This window comes from Silvimonas iriomotensis, assembly GCF_014645535.1.
GTDB lineage: Bacteria > Pseudomonadota > Gammaproteobacteria > Burkholderiales > Chitinibacteraceae > Silvimonas > Silvimonas iriomotensis.
Genome location: NZ_BMLX01000001.1, coordinates 220,067 through 235,714, shown reverse-complemented (window position 1 = coordinate 235,714; position 15,648 = coordinate 220,067). Strand labels below are relative to the sequence as shown.

Below are 15,648 nucleotides of genomic sequence, written 5' to 3'. Positions count from 1 at the left end.
CCCGGCGCCGGGCTTTTCCGGCTCAAAAGCTACCGTATGTCGGAAGGCCTCCAGCATCCATGCGGGCCAGGCGCGAGCCTGTCTGTCGGCCCATGCCAGGCACCCCTTTCCCTGGCTATAAATCAGATCAGAACCACAAACAGCCGGACTGCAATTTGCCGGACTGGATAAAACGCCCGCACCGGTGAAACCGCCAGGCGTTGGGAATATGGAGTTGATCCTTGCCCGCCACCGACCTGTAACAGGCAGCCGGTGCGCCGGGCCTTCGGCATCTGCCGTACCATCCAGCGGGCGCTCGCCGCGCCTGAACATGGCTTTTGGCAAGATCGGGAGACAGACATGACGCTCACACGCTGGTCCAGGACCTGGAGAAAGGACGAAGGGTACGAACTGCGCGAACGCATCCATGAAGATGAAACCGGTATCGGCCGTTTTGCCGGGTTGTACCTGTTCCAGAATGGCGAAGAAATTGGCGGGCCCTACCCCAGCATGCGCAAGGCAGAAGATGTACTGCTGCACATGACTGCGCGCGGTGCGGACCTGCAATTGCAACTGGCCCGCTGACGGCGGCCAGTTTGTGCGGCAGTGACACACAAAACACAAGGCGGACCCGATGGTCCGCCTTTTACATGGTTCAGGTGCAAGCGCACCTTGCTGGCCCGCGCTCAGGCCGTGCGGCCCGCCCCGCCACGTGGTGGCGGCAAACGGCCCGATTCAATGATGAACCGCGCAACGCGCAAGGCTTCAGCATTGGCGGCCGCTTCAGAGAAATATTGCGACGGACGCGACACCCGCTGCCACGGGAACACCAGTTGCGGATCTACGCCCTCTGTGGCCAGGCCGATCGTCAATGTGGGGTACCACTCCAGCGTTTCCAGATCCAGCTCAGCACTGGTTTCAATCAGATATCCACGGTGTTGTTGCATGATGCGTGCCTCCTTGCACAAACCACATAACCCCCAGCCCATCGCACTTATTGCGCGCCCGGTTGTCGCAGTGGGCACAGCCGGACCCGAACACAGGTTGACCCTACGCCACTTTATTGCTGCAATGCAACATATCGAGTCCGCAAACGGGTGTCTGTAGGGGTTTGCACGTAAACAATTGTTTGAAATACCGGATTCAAATCGCAGTAACGGCGCGGCCTGGCGCGCGATCTGCCGATTGGCTGACCGCACGTCGACTCAGGTGTGCTGTACTGCACCGACAAGGAGACCTACGCATGTCCTGGCAAGGTGGCAGTGAGCTTTTTGAAGACTTGATCGCTGCGGCGCAAAAAGCCGTGGTTGATAAAGATCTGCGGCGCGACTTTTACCTCGAAATGATCGAGTCCTTTGAGCGGGAAGGCTGGGATCAGCCAGAATACTGCCGGGGTCTGGATACCGCGTATGACGAGGCGCTGGAGATCCTGCATCCGGAACTGGAAGAAGAGGAAGAGCTGGACGACGACGACCGCGAAGACAGCGACTGGTCCTGAGCGCTCACTCGCCCGTGTTGTAGTGCTGAGCCCGTGCGCGCCATGGGTCAGCGGGTTGCACCCATCATCATGACAAGGAGCTTTATCCATGAGTACCGTCCGACACGTTGCCGTACTGGTAGGCAGCTTGCGCAAGGCATCGCTGAATCGCAAAACCGCGCTGGCGCTGGCTGAGCTGGCGCCTCCTTCGCTCAAGCTGCAGATTGTCGAGATCGGTGACCTGCCGCTGTACAACGAAGATATCGATGTCGATCCGCCCGCCGCGTATGTGCGCTTTCGGGCTGAAATGAAAGCGGCCGATGCCGTGCTGTTTGTCACGCCGGAATACAACCGCTCGGTACCCGCCGCGCTGAAAAACGCTATCGATGTCGGCTCCCGTCCGCGGGGCGAAGCGGTGTGGAGCGGCAAACCCGGGGCCGTGGTCAGTGTCTCGCCCGGCGCGGTGGGCGGCTTTGGCGCCAACCATCATCTGCGCCAGTCGCTGGTGTTCCTGAATGTGCCGTGCATGCAGCAACCCGAAGCCTATGTCGGCAATGCCGGCGATATGTTTGATGCAAACGGCAAACTCAGCAGCGACCGCAGCCGCGAGTTTTTGCAGAAATTCATCGACGGCTATGCCGCGTGGGTAGAAAAGCAACTGGGATAAACCTGCGCTGACGTGCCGGAACAGTTCAAGGGCAGTTCAAAGAAAAAGGCGAACATGAAGTTCGCCTTTTTTGTTGGCCACAAAGTGGCCGGTACTGCCAATACGCTTAAACCTTCACGTTCACGGACGAGCTGCTGACCGCCGGGGTGGCCGGCGATGTGGCCGTTGCCGCAGGCGCAGTTTCAGTGCGCTGCGGCTGCGGGGTAGCCGGACGGCTACTCGCAGCAGGCCGCGCAGTCGGCGGCAAAGATGAACCAACAGTGAGTGACATTCAGACTCTCCAGGTTAAAAACGCGCCAGGGGCGCAAAATGGCAGCCGGCAAACAGATACAACTCGCTGGCCGCCAGTTTTAATTGCCGGCCAGCAAGGTATCGACCACCGGTGCCAGCTTGGCGCCCGTGTTCTTCCATTTATCGAACCCGAAGTTGCCTGCCTCATAGGTCGCACTACCCAGCAACTGCCCGTTGCGGCGCAAGGTCAGCGAGGCGCTGGCCAGGTAGGAGGAATCTTCGTCCCGACCATAGCGGCGCTCCCATTTGCGGCTGGCGGTGTAGGTCAGCTCGGCACACCCGGTGGGGGCGGTGCCCGGCGAATACACGCGGCTTTCCACGCCGTAGCGTTTAAGCAGCAATTGCAGGGAGGGGACGAAATCCGGCACCGCAACGACTTCATTCCAGTCGATGCAGACTTCTTTCAGGGAGAGATACGGCCGGACATATTCAAACGGAGCGCCGCTGTTACCGCTGGACGCTGCCGAGGTCACAGTGGCAATGCCGTCTGCCGCTGCGGTGACCAGTTCGCCCACCGGAATGGTCGGCACCACCACACAGCCGCTGAGCATCAGCAGGGATATCAGCGCACAGCACAGGCGCAGCAAGGTAAAACGGGTCCACAAGTGTCGCATCAGTCGAAACCCAGCACACTCATGAAAGTACGTTGCAACCAGCCCACCGTGTTGGCATCGGCCACGACCCCGCGCCCGACTTGTTCCAGTTGCACATCTGCCACTTTTTGCGACGAGACCACGTTGCCCGCTTTGATGTCGCGCTTTTTGACAAGGCCCGAGAAGCGCAGCTGGTTCAGATCGCCGTTGACGGCAATGCGCTTGCTGCCGGCGATCTCCAGCAGCCCGTTGGGCAGGACATCAATCACCGACACCGAAAGCGTGCCGGTCATGGAATTGGCGTTGTCAGTCTGGCCCGAGCCTTTGAAGGTATCGGAACCGGTAGAGATCACGTTCAGATCAAACAACTCTTTGATCACGCCGCCCATGGACGACGTGGAACCTGGGCCTTTGAAGGCCACTTCGCCGTTCTTGCTGGCGTTGGTGGTCGATTTGTTGCTGCCGGTCAGGCTTTCCTGGATCTGGATGGTAAGCGTATCGCCCACGCGGCTGGCGACGGCTTCTTCAAACAGCATTTGCGCCGTCGCGTTCTGGAAGATGGAGCCCTGGTTATCCATGGTGATCAACGTGGGCTGCGGCAAGGCGCGGGTCGGGCGGGTGACAATGGACGCCGGGTCGCTGGAGCATCCGGCCAGCACCATCAGGCCAAGAATGCACGCGGCCTGACAGATGCGGTGTCTGACATCGCTGAAATCCTGGTTTGCCACGGTCTGCCTCGCTCCACAATCCGGGCCGGCGGCCCATTACGCTTTGCCTGAAGTGTGCAAAGCAATTGCGCAGCAAATGTGCAAACAATGTGAAAGTCGCGCCCGGATCGGGCGAATGGCAAACCCGTCAGATCAGGCGAGGCAGGCCTGAGCGGCCGGCACCAGCGCACCGCCACGGCGTGGCGCGGCTTCAAAACGGTAGCCTGCGCCATAGGCAGACTGGATGAACTCCTGGCCGGGCGCAGCAAGGGCGAGTTTCTGGCGGATTTTGCGGATATGGCTATCCACCGTGCGTTCGGTCACCACGCGGCCATCGGCGTACATGCCATCGATCAACTGCGCGCGGGAAAACAAGCGCCCCGGCCGTGCGGCCATCAGGCGCAGCAACTGGAACTCCACCACCGTCAGCTGGATATCACGACCGCCAATCTGCGCGCGGCCGGATTCATCATCCAGCGTCAGCGCGTCGCGCACCGCCGGGACCGGCAGGCCGCGCCGCAACACGGTACGCACGCGCGCCGCCACCTCACGCAGGCTGAACGGCTTGCATACGTAATCGTCCGCGCCCAGTTCCAGCCCCAGCACGCGATCCATCTCGGTATCGCGGCCGGTCAGCATGATGATCGGCAAGCCGGAACTCTGGCGCACGCGCCGGCAGATTTCCATGCCCGGGATATCGGGCAGGCCCAGATCAAGCAACACCAGCGCGGCCTCGTTATTGGCCAGCCAGTTCAACGCATCGCTGCCGGTCTGCTGCCAGACCGGCTCAAAACCATCGTTGCGCAGATAATCGAACAACAGACTGGCCACGCGGGCTTCGTCTTCAACCAGCAATACCACTGGCTTCATGGGTCATTTCCTCTTCAGCGGCTTCTACCCGCAACACCCAGCACAAACCGCCCAGCTGACTATGGCGGGCGTGCAGCGTGGCGCTGTGGGCTTCAGCAATGGCGCGGGCAATGGCAAGACCCAGCCCGCTGGCATGCGGGTGGCGCACACCATGGCCCGGTACGCGGTAAAACCGTTCGGTCAAACGGGGTAAATCCTGACCTGGCACCCCGGGCGAGCTATCTTCCCAGGTCACTTCCACCGCGCCGTCATACGTGCCTTCAACCCGGATCACAATCTGGCCGGGCGGGTCGGTATAACGCAGGCTGTTTTGCAGCAGGTTGGTGAAAAGCTGCTCCAGCCGCAGTACGTCTCCGGCCACGCTGGGCGCGGGCTTGCGGGTAAGTGTCACCGTCAGCCCGGCGCGTTGCAGCGACAGCCGATGCCGCTGCAGCAATTGTTCAATCAAGCCGCCCACATCAATGATCTGTATCGGCACGCTGTCAGCCGGGCGGGTATGGCCCAGCAGGCGATCCAGGTCTTGCAGCAGGCGCGACAGCCGCTGGACCTCCCCTGCCATGGCGTCCAGGGTCTGGGCGTCTGGCTGGCGCAAGCCGATCTGCATGGCCTCGATCTCCCCGGCCAGCACCGTCAACGGTGAGCGCAGTTCGTGGGCCAGATCGGCCAGCGGGCCAGCGTCTGCGGCCGGTGCCGCAAGCGGAACCAGGCTGGCGGTCTCTGCCCCGCGCTGGCGCCGTGCCTGGAAAAAACACATCGCCAGCACCAGTTCTGCCAGCACGACCAGTTCTACCACCAGACGCACGCCGTAGCGGTCGGCCTGCGCCCACAACACCAGCAATAACGCGGCATTGAATGTGCCAAGCGCGACCAGCGCAAACCTGCGCCCCAACCCTGATCTCAAGCCTGATCTGATTTGTGCATGCATGTTGTTTGAATTTTTGGCCAAGGACATGTGCGCGGGCGGCTGCCCGGGCGGGGCGCATTATGCAATGCGGGTGAAAGCTGACAATCGCGCAAATGTAGCGCTGATTGTCGGCAGCGCATTTGACACAAAGGGGTACAAATTTACCGCCACCGGGTTACAAAACACGGCCTTGCGTGTCAGTGCTGATGCTTTTTACATGTTTGCACATGTCATCTTTTCTTGCACCACTCCTGCAAAACAGGCAAAAACGGGCAAAAACGTCCGCACAATCTGCATGAAACAGGCAAAATAATTTGCACATTTATCCTTGTTGATGCACGATTAGTAAAACCAGATTGGCCTGGTAATCAAACAGGGAAGTGTGCCATGAGCGTGGATTTGCGCCGTGAACGTTTTAAGTCAGGCACCGCTTTGCCGGTAGACCGACACCAGATTATCCGTGAACGCTTACAGCGGGACGGCCGGGTTCTGGCCGCAGAACTGGCCACGGAATTTGCAGTTTCAGAAGATTCCATCCGCCGTGACCTGCGCGAAATGGCCGCCGCCGGCGAGTGTCAGCGCGTGTATGGCGGCGCCATTGCCATGTCGGCCACCGGCAAACCCATTGCCGAACGCAATACGGAAAACCTGGCCCGCAAGGAGCGGCTGGCCCGCAGCGCCGTGCGGCTGATCCAGGGCGGCCAGTTTGTGTTTCTGGATGCCGGCAGCACCAACCTGGCCATCGCCCGCCTGTTGCCTGAAGACATTGGCATAACCGTGGCCACCAACTCGCCCGCCATCGCGGCAGCACTGGTCGGGCGCGAAGACCTGCGCGTGATCATGATTGGCGGCACGCTTGATCACCAGACCGGGGGCACGCTGGGCGGCAGTGCCGTGCTGGAAGTACAGCAAATGCGGCCGGATTTGTGCTTTCTGGGGATCTGCGCCATCAGCGCCGAATCCGGCCTTGGGGGCGGGCATATGGAAGACGTCGCCTTCAAGCGCCAGCTGGTGGCCAGCAGCGGCGCCATTGTCGCCGTTGCCACCAACGAAAAGCTGGGCACCGGCGCGCCGTTTGGCATTGCGCCGTTGTCAGAGGTCACGCATCTGGTGATCGAACATGATGCCGACACGCAGATTCTGCATCGCCTGGCTGAAGCAGGAACAAGTTTGGCTGATGCAGGAATCAACGTGCTTCGCGCCGAATAAGAATATGTCAGATGCAAGCAATTTCATTGTTTTTACCAACAAAAGCGGCATTGAAGCCGCTTGAAACCGGGCCCGCACCCACCGCACTGGATATCGCATGAAACCGAAAGACACCGCCAGCGCTCTTGACTGGAAACCTTCCTGCACCGCCACGCGCTTGCTGTTTTTGCTGACGGGCATTGCCAACGCCACCTGGGCGGCCATGGTGCCGTTTGCCAAGTTGCGACTGAACCTGAACGACGCCGCCCTGGGTAGCGTCTTGCTGGCCCTGGGCTGTGGCGCCATGCTGGCCATGCCCGCCACCGGCTGGCTGATGAAACGCTACGGCAGCGGCAAGGTGCTGCTGGTCAGCGGCGCAGCCATGGTGGTCTCTGTGCCGCTGCTGGCCATTGCGCCAGACCCGTTCATGCTGGCGGCCGCCCTCTTTCTGTTTGGCGCGCTGCTGGGCATGGTCGACGTTGCCATGAACAACCAGGCCGTGTTTGTTGAACTGCAGGCTGGCAAGCCGCTGATGTCCTCGTTCCACGGCTTGTTCTCGCTGGGCGGTTTGCTGGGCGGCGTGGGGGTTGCGGCGCTGCTGAAGGTGGGCCTGTCGATGACGTGGATCGCCGTGCTGGTGGGCATTGCTTTTACCGTGGTCACCATCCAGCAATCGCGCCACTTTCTGCCGCACGCCCAGACCGAACCGGAACACGCAGAACAGCAGCGTTTCCGCATGCCGCACGGCATTATCTGGCTGTTGGGCATGCTGTGTTTCTTCGGCTTTCTGACTGAAGGCGCCATGCTGGACTGGGGCGCGGTGTTCCTGCGCTTTGAACGCGGCATGGACGAAGCCGGCGCCGGCCTGGGTTACGCCGCATTCTCTCTGGCCATGACCGGTGGCCGCCTGACCGGCGACTGGATCAACCATCATCTGGGCCCGCAGAAGATCGTATTTATCGGCGGCTTGCTGGCCGCCATGGGCCTGGGCGTGATCGTGCTGGCACCGTGGGTCTGGCTGAGTCTGTGCGGCTTTGTGCTGGTGGGCATGGGCGCATCGAACGTGGTCCCGGTGCTGTTCAGCGCCTCGGCGCGTATTCCTGGCGTACCGGCCAGCACCGCCATGCCGCTGGTGACCATGTGCGGTTATAGCGGCATCCTGGCCGGCCCGGCGGCGATTGGTTTCCTGTCCCGCGCCACCTCGCTGCCGATCGCTTTGGGTTGCACTGGTGTGTTGATGGCCGTGGTGGCGTTCAATGCATGGATTGTGAAGCCAACACCAGCGAAAGCGGCGTGATCGTGCATTGATCTACATAGATGTGACCAATCAAAAAGCGGACCGCTGGTCCGCTTTTTTCATGTTTTCTGCCAATCAAAATGGCCCGTTCGACTCACGCAGTTGATCCGGCAAACCATCGTGATCACCCTTGAGTTCAGTCGGCGCATCCGCCCAGTGCGCAGCGCCAATCTTTGCGTTGTGCGCCGGGTTCAGCGGGTAATGCACCTGGTTGTCGGGCCGCTTGTGCTCCCCCACCGTCAACAAACGCACAGGTGTTGCGCTGTTGTTGATGAACACATGCGTCATGCCTGTTCCCGGCTTGAAACCCACGCCATCTCCGGCTTGCAGCCGGTGCAACTCGCCATCAATCCAGACATCCGGCGTGCCTTCGATCACGTACACGAATTCTTCTTCGGTCTTCTCGGCATGCGGCCAACAGGTGCGCCGACCGGGTGGCAGCACCTCATGGTGAATCCCAATGCGTTCCAGCCCGAATACACGGCCAAAAGAAGACGACAGCGTAAAGATCTCCTGGCTATCCGGATACGACGCGCCCTCAGCGGGCTGCTGGATTTCCTGCCAGTGTTTGATGAAATCAGGTCGGGTCATGGTGTTCTGGCCTCAGTCCACAATAAACAGCTTCGCGCCCACATCCGTATATGAACGATGCGGTTCCGCGTTATCCGCTACCTGATAGCTCACACCGGGTTTGAGCGTAAACACGCGGCCATCGTCCAGTTCAGTGTGCAATTCGCCTTCCAGGCACAGCAGAATGTGGCCTTTGACGCACCAGTGATCAGCCAGGTAACCGGGCGTGTACTCGACCATGCGCACGCGGATATCGCCAAAGTGCTGCGTGCGCCAGAGGGCTTTGCCGCGCTCGCCGGCGTGTTCGGTGGGGGCGATGGCAGACCAGTCGGTGGTGCCAAAGGGGATGTTGTTCAGATGCATATGCCGTCCGCCGGGGTGTAAAGGAGCATGTCTTCGTCGATGGCCGCCAGCCGCACGTTGGCGGTGTGGCGCAGGCCCAGTTTTTCCAGCAAGCGCATGGAGGCCGGGTTGTCGTCCGAGGTGATGGCCACAATGCGCGGCAGGTGCAGCGTCTGGTAGCCGTAATCGAGCACCGCCAGCGAGGATTCCAGCGCGTAGCCTTGCGCCCAGTATTGCGGCATGAAGCCGTAGCCAATATCCACGTCGTCCAGCCCGTCGCGCTTGATCAGGCCGCACAGCCCCAGCGGCGCGCCATCTGTTTTGCGTTCGACCAGATATAAACCGTGACCACAACGCTGGTACATGGCAATCGGGCCGGTTTCGATGTAGTTGCGTGCATCTTCGACGCCTTTAAAGCCTTTATCGCCGATGTATTGCAACCAGGACGGATTGGTCAGCAGGTCAAAAATAAACGGCGCATCGGCCAGCGTGAGCCAGCGCAGGGTGAGCCGTTCGGTAGAAATCAGGGGAGTTGCAGACAAGATGGCCGGTTCCACATGGGGGACACGGTGATTCTAGCGTGTTCGCCGCGGCTATGAGATGCGTGTGCAAAACTTGCGCAGGGTGGCGCGGCCCCATCAAGCAACTGGCCTCGACGATGGCCAGCGCCCTTGCGGCGCGCTCATCCACCCTGCGTCTGGTGACTACAACTCTGACTACAACTCTTTTTCCTTGCGCGCCAGCCGCGCCTGCAGGATCACCACAATCAGCAAGAACACGCCGCGGATGACCGACTGCCAGTACGCCGACAGGCTGATCACGCCCTTGCCGTTTTCAAAGTTGAGGATGTTGAAAATCAGCCCCAGCAGCAGCACGCCAGACAGCGTGGCGCCGATGGAGCCCTCACCGCCGGTCAGCCGCGTGCCGCCCACCACCACAGCGGCGATGGCAAACAACTCCCAGCCGTTGCCTTCATTGGGCTGACCCGCGCCAAACTGCGAGGCCAGGATCACGCCTGCCACGCCCGCCAGTGCACCGCTCAGCACGTAGACAAAGAACTTGACGCGTTCGACCGGCAAGCCCATCAGGCGGGCAGCTTCTTCGTTGCCGCCAATGGCCAGCACGGTGCGGCCAAAGCCGCTAAAGTTCAGCGCAATCGACCCACCAATAAACGCCAGACCACCAATCCAGGCCGGAATGGGAAAGCCCAGAAAATCCCCCTGGCCAAAGTCGGTAAAGCCGCTATCCCAGGACACCGACACTGACTGGTTGCCGGCAAACAGCAGCGCCAGCCCGTGGGCAGCCAGGAAGGTGCACAGCGTGACAATGAACGGCAGGATTTTCAGACGGGTAATCGCCAGCCCGTTGACCAGGCCGATGACCAGCCCTGCCCCGACGCCACCGGCCAGACCCAGCCAGATGCCATGCGGGCTGAGCGTGGCAGAGATCACGCTGGCGAGCGCGGCCGTAGTGCCCACCGACAGGTCAATCCCGCCGGTCATGATCACAAACGCCATGCCCACGGCAATCAGCCCGAACATGGTGTTGTAACGCAGGAGCGTGAGCACGTTGTATGCGCCCAGGAAGTTGTCATAGCGGCAGGCGCCAAAGATCAACAACAGAATCAGTGCGACCAGCACGCCCTGGGTACGCAGAAAATGCAGCTTTTTGCGCTGCGCAGATTGCGGCGGGCCAGAGAGCGCGCCCAGCGCCTCACCGGCAGCCACTTGCAAGGATTTCGACATCACTTGGTTACTCCCGCTTTTGCAGGTAAACGGCGGCCAGGATGATGGCAGCCTTGACGACCAGTGCCGCGGCATCGGGCACTCCGTGAGCCAGCAAGGTGTAGCGCACCAGCTGGATGATCAGCGCCCCGATCAGCGTACCGGCAATGCGGGCGCGGCCACCGGTCAGCAGCGTGCCGCCAACCGCCACTGCGGCAATGGCATCCAGCTCGATCCCCATGCCGATCAGATTGGCATCGGCCGAGGAATTGATGGCAATCACCAGCAAGCCCGCCAGGCCAGACAACGCGCCACAGATGACATACACGGCCATCTTGACCCGGGCCACCGGCACACCTGCCAGGCGCGCGGCGCGCTCGTTCCCGCCCGTGGCCAGGATGTAACGGCCAAACAGCGTGGCGCGCATGACCCAGGCGGCAATCGCCACAATGATCAGCATGATGATCACCTGCGCCGGAATGCCCAGCACTTTGCCCAGCCCCAGCCAGTGAAAGGTGTCGTTGCTGAAGGTTTGCAGGTTGCCGTTGGTGAGCACCTGCGCAATGCCACGCCCGGCAATGAACAGGATCAGCGTGGCCACAATGGGCTGGATGCGAAACCGCGTGACCAGCGTGCCATTGAGCGCGCCGCCGGCCGACGCGGCCAGGATCGGCAACACAATGGCGCAGGCCATGCCCAGCACCGGCACGGCAAACAGCCCGCTGTGCGCACCAAAGATCAGCGGCGCCAGCGCGCCGGAGATCGCCATCAACGAGCCCACGGACAAATCAATGCCACCCGTGGCGATCACCATGGTCATACCCACCGCCACAATGACGATGGTTGATACCTGGGTGAGGTTGATGTTGAAGGTTTGCAGCGACAAAAAGTTCTGCGTGAAGGCCAGGTTGAACAACAACAGCAACACCAGCCCCAGCAAGGCGCCAGAGGGTATCAATCGACGGCTCTGGCCGAGCCGCAAGGCAAGCGCGGTCATGGTGTGCTCTCCGCTGCGGGGTTGTCTTTGGCGCTGGCATTGGCCATGGCCGCCATGATGTTGTCTTCATTGATCTGGCTGCCCGACAACTCGCGCACGGTGTAGCCATCCCGCAGCACCACCACGCGCTGGGCGTAGGCCGTCAGTTCTTCCAGTTCAGAGGCGATCATCAGCACGCCCAGGCCGTCATCAGCCAGCTCGCGGATCAAGGTCAGGATTTCGGCCTTGGCGCCAACGTCGATCCCGCGCGTGGGTTCATCCAGCATCAGGAAGTCGATCTTTGCGCACAGCCAGCGCGCCAGCAGCACCTTTTGCTGATTGCCGCCCGACAACTCGCGGATCTTCTGCTTGGGGCCGGCCGTCTTGATCTGCAGGCGCTCGATAAAGCGCTGCACAATGGCCTGCTGCTGTTTGCGGTCCACCACGCCCAGTTTCACGAGGCGCGGCAACAGCACCAGCGTCAGGTTCTCTTCCACCGACATATCGGGGATGATGCCTTCGATCTTGCGGTCTTCCGACAGATAGGCCACGCCGTGCGCAATGGCGTCCGCCGGTGATTGCCACGCCATTTTCTTGCCCTTGAGCAAGATGTCGCCGTGATCCACCCGGTCTGCGCCAAACAGGCAGCGCGCAAGTTCGGTACGGCCCGCCCCCAGCAAACCGGCCAGCCCGACGATCTCGCCCGGGTATACGGCCATGCTGGCGTCATTGACACGGACACCGCTTTTCAGCGACTTGATCTGTACCGTGGGCGTGCGGGTTTCATCCGGCTTGATGTCTTCAGAAGCCGCTTGTGCCACGGTACTGGCCAGTTCGCGGCCCAGCATGGTGGTCACCAGTTGCAGCTTGTCCATCTCGTCCATGGTTTTTTCAGCGACGGTCTGGCCGTCACGCATGACCGTGACGCGATCACACACGGCGTACAGTTCATCCAGCCGGTGACTGACAAAAATCACCGACACGCCATCGGCCTTGAGCTGGCGGATGACCCGGAACAGGGTTTCCACTTCCTGCTCATCAAGCGAGGACGTCGGCTCGTCCATGATGACCAGCTTTGCGTGCAGCGATACCGCCCGCGCAATGGCCACCATCTGTTGCGTGGCCGTGTTGCACTGGTTCAAAGGCAAACGCACATCGGCCACGATCCCCAGTTTATCCAGCAAGGCGGCGGCATCGGCATGAATGCGCGGCCAGTCGATCAAACCGAATTTGCGCGGCTCACGCCCCAGGAAAATGTTCTCTGCCACGCTTCTGAGCGGGATCAGGTTCAGTTCCTGGTAAATGGTGCTGATACCGCCCTTCTGCGCCTGCAGCGGCGTGGTGAAGTTCACGGGCTCGCCGGCAAACAGGATTTCACCCGCATCCCGCTTGTAGGCGCCCGTCAGAATCTTGATCAGGGTGGATTTGCCCGCGCCGTTCTGACCGATCAGCGCATGGACTTCACCCGGTGCAATGGACAGCCGTGCCTGCCTTAATGCAGGCACACCGGAAAACGCCTTGCTGATGTCGCGCATCTGCAGCAATGGCGCCGAGTTCGTCTGCGTCATGGTTTACTGAATCCTCCAGCCTTGCTGGCTGCATGCCGCCGTAACGGCGTGTCGATCCGGTGTAGCGCCAGACAGGGGCACTACACATGGCGTGCAGGTTGTGCTGTTGTTCTGATTGATTATGGTCCGGCAGGACTGCTTTGCTATCCGCTATGGATTTTTCGCTCAGCCGGCCAGCCATCAGGTAAAAAAATGGCCGGCAAGCCGGCCTGAGAGAGGAAGACAGAACCGGCCTGTGCCGTTACCCGACCCGACATCGGGCACGTGCCAGTCCGTCTTGCCGGGGCCGCAGCCCCGGCCGACCGATCAAAGGTGCCTTAGAACGCGTTGGCCAGATTTTCCTTGGCATTGCTCTTGTCAAAGAACATGTCGCTGACCTTCACCCAGGCCGGAATCTTCTTGCCGGCGGCGTACTCTTGCGCCGTCTTGCAAGAGATCGGGCCGAAGAACGGGCTCGATTGCACCGTGGCACCCAGCTTGCCATCAATAATGGCCTGCAGAGCGTCCTTGGTGCCGTCAATCGACACCACGATCACATCCTTGCCCGGCTTCTTGCCGGCGGCTTCCAGCGCGGCGATCGCGCCCATGGCCATTTCATCGTTGTGGGCGTACACGGCGGTCACATCCGGGTGCGCTTGCAGCAGCGATTCCATCACCTGACGGCCCTTGTCGCGGGCGAAGTCACCATCCTGGCTGGCAATGATCTGCATGCCAGGCTGCTTTTTGACGGTGTCGTCAAAACCCTTCTTGCGGTTGTTGGCCGGGGAAGAACCGGTGGTGCCTTCCAGTTCAATGATCTTGCCCTTGCCGCCGGTGGCCTTGATCAGCCATTCGGCTGCGCGGTGGCCTTGATCAACAAAGTCAGAACCAATGAAGGTGACATAGTCGCGGCCCGGCTTGGCAACGCTCTGGTCCAGATCGCGGTCAATGGCGATGACCGGAATACCGGCTTTCTTGGCGGCCATGACTGCCGGCACCAGCGGTTTTTCTTCACGCGGGGCCAGCACAATCAGGTCTACCTTTTGCGCAATCATGCTTTGCACGTCGGCGACCTGCTTGGAGGCAGAGCCGGCGGCGTCGGTATAAACCAGCGTCCAGCCACACTTGCCGGCAATGTCTTTCAGGCTTTGGGTTTCGGCGATACGCCAGGGATTGTTGCTTTCGGTTTGGGCAAAACCGACTTTGTAGCTGGATTTCTGGGGCAGCTTGGGCACACCGTCAGCCATGGCGCTGGCCGTAGCCAGGGCAAAACTGGCAACCAGAACGGCCAGACCAGCAGATCGTACTCGCATCATGAACCTCCTCGGGGAACGTCATTCGCAAAATGTACTTCTTGTTTTTGGACTACGAGGTGATTCTTGGTTCATTAATAATATTTGTCAAATATTATTGATCAGATTGCGAGCACACCACAGATTCCCGCACCACAAGCGGGCATTCCATCTTGATATGGCGCTTGCGCTGCGCCCCTTGCGTGGCCGCGTCTTCCGGCGATGCGGCCTCGGCAATCAGCGTATCCACGGCCCAGCGGCCCATTTCATAGTTGGGCAACAACACGGTGGTGAGCGGTGGATGGGTATGCCGGGCGATTTCCTGATCGTCATAACCCATGATCGCTACATCGTCTGGCGCCTTCAAACCCAGTTGTTTCAAGGCTTCCAGAGCACCCAGCGCCATCAGGTCGTTAGCGCAGAAAATGGCCGTGGGCGGGCGTGGCTCGGCCATCAAGGACAACGTTTGTTCAAAGCCGGTGCCACTCATCCAGTCGCCATCACGCACCAGGCGCGGATCAAACGGCAGATCGGCCGTGGCCAGCGCCTGCCGGTAACCCTTGAAACGGTCTTTGGCCGCATCCATCCACGGTTCGCCATTGATAAAGCCAATGCGCGTATGGCCGGCGTTGATCAGGTATTCCGTGGCGTTATGACCGCCGCCGACCTCGCCGGGCTCAACGTGGCTGAAGTTGCGTTCATCCGTGTAGCAATTGAGCAACACGGTCGGCACCCGCGCCAGCGCCTCGGGCACTTCGACCTTGCGGGTAAAGATGGTGGAGTACACCACGCCGACCAGCGTGGGGTTGGCCAGCAAGGCATTGATGGTGGCTTCTTCCACTTCCGGGTCACCGCGCGTGGCAAAGACCGACAGAACGCAATCGTGCTCCCACGCCGCATCACGCGCGCCATCCACACTGACCACCGGGTGCGGACTTGTTGAAATGGAATCAACGATATAGCCAATCATGTTGCGCCCGCGCTGGGGCGCTGCGGTGGTGCGATGCGTCAGGCGGTAACCCAGTTCAGACGCAATTTTCAGGACTTTGGCGCGGGTTTTTTCAGAGAGCTTGGCACTGCCGACATTGTTGTTGAGCACCAGCGACACCGTGGATTGCGACACCCCCGCCAGCTTGGCGATGTCGGTCATGGTCGGGCGCCGTTGCGGCAGTTTTTCTGTTTTTCGGGTTGGGCTGGCCATTGGGCAATCCTGGTATGAACCGG

General features: G+C 60.7%; 19 protein-coding genes. 6 read left to right on the top strand and 13 right to left on the bottom strand.

Features of this window, described 5'->3' with window-relative positions:
• Nucleotides 1-339 precede the first annotated feature (339 nt).
• The gene (locus IEX57_RS01075) at nucleotides 340-564 is read left to right on the top strand and encodes a hypothetical protein (RefSeq protein ID WP_188689141.1); all 225 of its coding nucleotides are present in this window, start codon (nucleotides 340-342) and stop codon (nucleotides 562-564) included.
• A 101-nt stretch (nucleotides 565-665) separates the two neighbouring features.
• Here the strand turns inward: IEX57_RS01075 and IEX57_RS01070 are convergent, their stop codons facing one another.
• A complete protein-coding gene (locus IEX57_RS01070; RefSeq protein WP_188701432.1) occupies nucleotides 666-926 on the bottom strand; it encodes a hypothetical protein in 261 nt (86 codons plus the stop codon).
• 296 nt (nucleotides 927-1,222) lie between these two features.
• On the opposite strand from IEX57_RS01070, the gene IEX57_RS01065 reads away from it, so the two are divergent.
• Nucleotides 1,223-1,477 (top strand): hypothetical protein, encoded by a 255-nt coding sequence (locus IEX57_RS01065; protein ID WP_188701430.1) that lies wholly within the window; start codon nucleotides 1,223-1,225, stop codon nucleotides 1,475-1,477.
• Nucleotides 1,478-1,565: 88 nt separating this feature from the next.
• Nucleotides 1,566-2,123, top strand: coding sequence for an NADPH-dependent FMN reductase (locus IEX57_RS01060; RefSeq protein WP_188701428.1), 558 nt, complete (start codon nucleotides 1,566-1,568; stop codon nucleotides 2,121-2,123).
• 350 nt (nucleotides 2,124-2,473) lie between these two features.
• On the opposite strand, the gene IEX57_RS01055 is transcribed toward IEX57_RS01060, so the two are convergent.
• The 4 genes from IEX57_RS01055 to IEX57_RS01040 form a co-directional block, all read right to left on the bottom strand.
• Complete coding sequence (locus IEX57_RS01055) at nucleotides 2,474-3,028, bottom strand: cell division protein FtsI (protein ID WP_229708574.1); 555 nt, start codon at nucleotides 3,026-3,028, stop codon at nucleotides 2,474-2,476.
• Nucleotides 3,028-3,735: a flagellar basal body L-ring protein FlgH gene (locus tag IEX57_RS01050; protein ID WP_229708571.1), complete on the bottom strand. Its 708-nt coding sequence runs from the start codon at nucleotides 3,733-3,735 to the stop codon at nucleotides 3,028-3,030. Before IEX57_RS01050 ends, IEX57_RS01055 begins: the two co-directional genes overlap by 1 nt.
• Before the next feature lie 132 nt (nucleotides 3,736-3,867).
• A complete protein-coding gene (locus IEX57_RS01045; RefSeq protein ID WP_188701426.1) occupies nucleotides 3,868-4,584 on the bottom strand; it encodes a response regulator in 717 nt (238 codons plus the stop codon).
• Nucleotides 4,559-5,473, bottom strand: a complete 915-nt coding sequence (locus tag IEX57_RS01040; RefSeq protein WP_188701424.1) for an ATP-binding protein — start codon at nucleotides 5,471-5,473, stop codon at nucleotides 4,559-4,561. The genes IEX57_RS01045 and IEX57_RS01040 overlap by 26 nt, the downstream gene beginning before the upstream one ends.
• A gap of 34 nt (nucleotides 5,474-5,507) precedes the next feature.
• On the opposite strand from IEX57_RS01040, the gene IEX57_RS01035 reads away from it, so the two are divergent.
• The 3 genes from IEX57_RS01035 (at nucleotide 5,508) to IEX57_RS01025 (ending at nucleotide 7,973) form a co-directional block, all read left to right on the top strand.
• Nucleotides 5,508-5,801: a hypothetical protein gene (locus IEX57_RS01035; protein WP_188701422.1), complete on the top strand. Its 294-nt coding sequence runs from the start codon at nucleotides 5,508-5,510 to the stop codon at nucleotides 5,799-5,801.
• Nucleotides 5,802-5,875: 74 nt separating this feature from the next.
• Complete coding sequence (locus IEX57_RS01030; protein ID WP_188701420.1) at nucleotides 5,876-6,697, top strand: DeoR/GlpR family DNA-binding transcription regulator; 822 nt, start codon at nucleotides 5,876-5,878, stop codon at nucleotides 6,695-6,697.
• Between the two features lie 97 nt (nucleotides 6,698-6,794).
• Complete coding sequence (locus tag IEX57_RS01025; RefSeq protein WP_188701417.1) at nucleotides 6,795-7,973, top strand: MFS transporter; 1,179 nt, start codon at nucleotides 6,795-6,797, stop codon at nucleotides 7,971-7,973.
• Nucleotides 7,974-8,048: 75 nt separating this feature from the next.
• On the opposite strand, the gene IEX57_RS01020 is transcribed toward IEX57_RS01025, so the two are convergent.
• The 8 genes from IEX57_RS01020 to IEX57_RS00985 all read right to left on the bottom strand — a co-directional run bounded on the left by IEX57_RS01020 (nucleotide 8,049) and on the right by IEX57_RS00985 (nucleotide 15,625).
• A complete protein-coding gene (locus IEX57_RS01020) occupies nucleotides 8,049-8,564 on the bottom strand; it encodes a cupin domain-containing protein (protein WP_188701415.1) in 516 nt (171 codons plus the stop codon).
• Nucleotides 8,565-8,576: 12 nt separating this feature from the next.
• Complete coding sequence (locus IEX57_RS01015) at nucleotides 8,577-8,906, bottom strand: DHCW motif cupin fold protein (RefSeq protein ID WP_188701413.1); 330 nt, start codon at nucleotides 8,904-8,906, stop codon at nucleotides 8,577-8,579.
• The gene (locus IEX57_RS01010; protein ID WP_229708564.1) at nucleotides 8,897-9,427 is read right to left on the bottom strand and encodes a GNAT family N-acetyltransferase; all 531 of its coding nucleotides are present in this window, start codon (nucleotides 9,425-9,427) and stop codon (nucleotides 8,897-8,899) included. Before IEX57_RS01010 ends, IEX57_RS01015 begins: the two co-directional genes overlap by 10 nt.
• A gap of 174 nt (nucleotides 9,428-9,601) precedes the next feature.
• On the bottom strand, nucleotides 9,602-10,630 hold the full coding sequence (locus tag IEX57_RS01005) for an ABC transporter permease (RefSeq protein ID WP_188701411.1): 1,029 nt from the start codon (nucleotides 10,628-10,630) through the stop codon (nucleotides 9,602-9,604).
• A gap of 7 nt (nucleotides 10,631-10,637) precedes the next feature.
• Nucleotides 10,638-11,606 carry an ABC transporter permease gene (locus tag IEX57_RS01000; RefSeq protein WP_188701409.1) on the bottom strand — a complete coding sequence of 323 codons (969 nt, stop codon included), beginning with the start codon at nucleotides 11,604-11,606 and terminating at the stop codon, nucleotides 10,638-10,640.
• Complete coding sequence (locus IEX57_RS00995; protein ID WP_188701407.1) at nucleotides 11,603-13,153, bottom strand: sugar ABC transporter ATP-binding protein; 1,551 nt, start codon at nucleotides 13,151-13,153, stop codon at nucleotides 11,603-11,605. The genes IEX57_RS01000 and IEX57_RS00995 overlap by 4 nt, the downstream gene beginning before the upstream one ends.
• A gap of 317 nt (nucleotides 13,154-13,470) precedes the next feature.
• The gene (locus IEX57_RS00990) at nucleotides 13,471-14,448 is read right to left on the bottom strand and encodes an ABC transporter substrate-binding protein (RefSeq protein ID WP_188701405.1); all 978 of its coding nucleotides are present in this window, start codon (nucleotides 14,446-14,448) and stop codon (nucleotides 13,471-13,473) included.
• A gap of 91 nt (nucleotides 14,449-14,539) precedes the next feature.
• Nucleotides 14,540-15,625 carry a LacI family DNA-binding transcriptional regulator gene (locus IEX57_RS00985; protein WP_229708561.1) on the bottom strand — a complete coding sequence of 362 codons (1,086 nt, stop codon included), beginning with the start codon at nucleotides 15,623-15,625 and terminating at the stop codon, nucleotides 14,540-14,542.
• Between the last annotated feature and the right edge of the window lie 23 nt (nucleotides 15,626-15,648).

Coding starts and splice junctions, on each gene's coding strand:
- IEX57_RS01005 (WP_188701411.1), bottom strand. CDS start 10,630: ATGTCGAAATCCTTGCAAGTGGCTGCCGGTGAGGCGCTGGGCGCGCTC.
- IEX57_RS00985 (WP_229708561.1), bottom strand. CDS start 15,625: ATGGCCAGCCCAACCCGAAAAACAGAAAAACTGCCGCAACGGCGCCCG.
- IEX57_RS01055 (WP_229708574.1), bottom strand. CDS start 3,028: ATGCGACACTTGTGGACCCGTTTTACCTTGCTGCGCCTGTGCTGTGCG.
- IEX57_RS01000 (WP_188701409.1), bottom strand. CDS start 11,606: ATGACCGCGCTTGCCTTGCGGCTCGGCCAGAGCCGTCGATTGATACCC.
- IEX57_RS01045 (WP_188701426.1), bottom strand. CDS start 4,584: ATGAAGCCAGTGGTATTGCTGGTTGAAGACGAAGCCCGCGTGGCCAGT.
- IEX57_RS01070 (WP_188701432.1), bottom strand. CDS start 926: ATGCAACAACACCGTGGATATCTGATTGAAACCAGTGCTGAGCTGGAT.
- IEX57_RS01025 (WP_188701417.1), top strand. CDS start 6,795: ATGAAACCGAAAGACACCGCCAGCGCTCTTGACTGGAAACCTTCCTGC.
- IEX57_RS01075 (WP_188689141.1), top strand. CDS start 340: ATGACGCTCACACGCTGGTCCAGGACCTGGAGAAAGGACGAAGGGTAC.
- IEX57_RS01060 (WP_188701428.1), top strand. CDS start 1,566: ATGAGTACCGTCCGACACGTTGCCGTACTGGTAGGCAGCTTGCGCAAG.
- IEX57_RS01015 (WP_188701413.1), bottom strand. CDS start 8,906: ATGCATCTGAACAACATCCCCTTTGGCACCACCGACTGGTCTGCCATC.
- IEX57_RS01065 (WP_188701430.1), top strand. CDS start 1,223: ATGTCCTGGCAAGGTGGCAGTGAGCTTTTTGAAGACTTGATCGCTGCG.
- IEX57_RS01020 (WP_188701415.1), bottom strand. CDS start 8,564: ATGACCCGACCTGATTTCATCAAACACTGGCAGGAAATCCAGCAGCCC.
- IEX57_RS01030 (WP_188701420.1), top strand. CDS start 5,876: ATGAGCGTGGATTTGCGCCGTGAACGTTTTAAGTCAGGCACCGCTTTG.
- IEX57_RS00995 (WP_188701407.1), bottom strand. CDS start 13,153: ATGACGCAGACGAACTCGGCGCCATTGCTGCAGATGCGCGACATCAGC.
- IEX57_RS00990 (WP_188701405.1), bottom strand. CDS start 14,448: ATGATGCGAGTACGATCTGCTGGTCTGGCCGTTCTGGTTGCCAGTTTT.
- IEX57_RS01035 (WP_188701422.1), top strand. CDS start 5,508: ATGTTGTTTGAATTTTTGGCCAAGGACATGTGCGCGGGCGGCTGCCCG.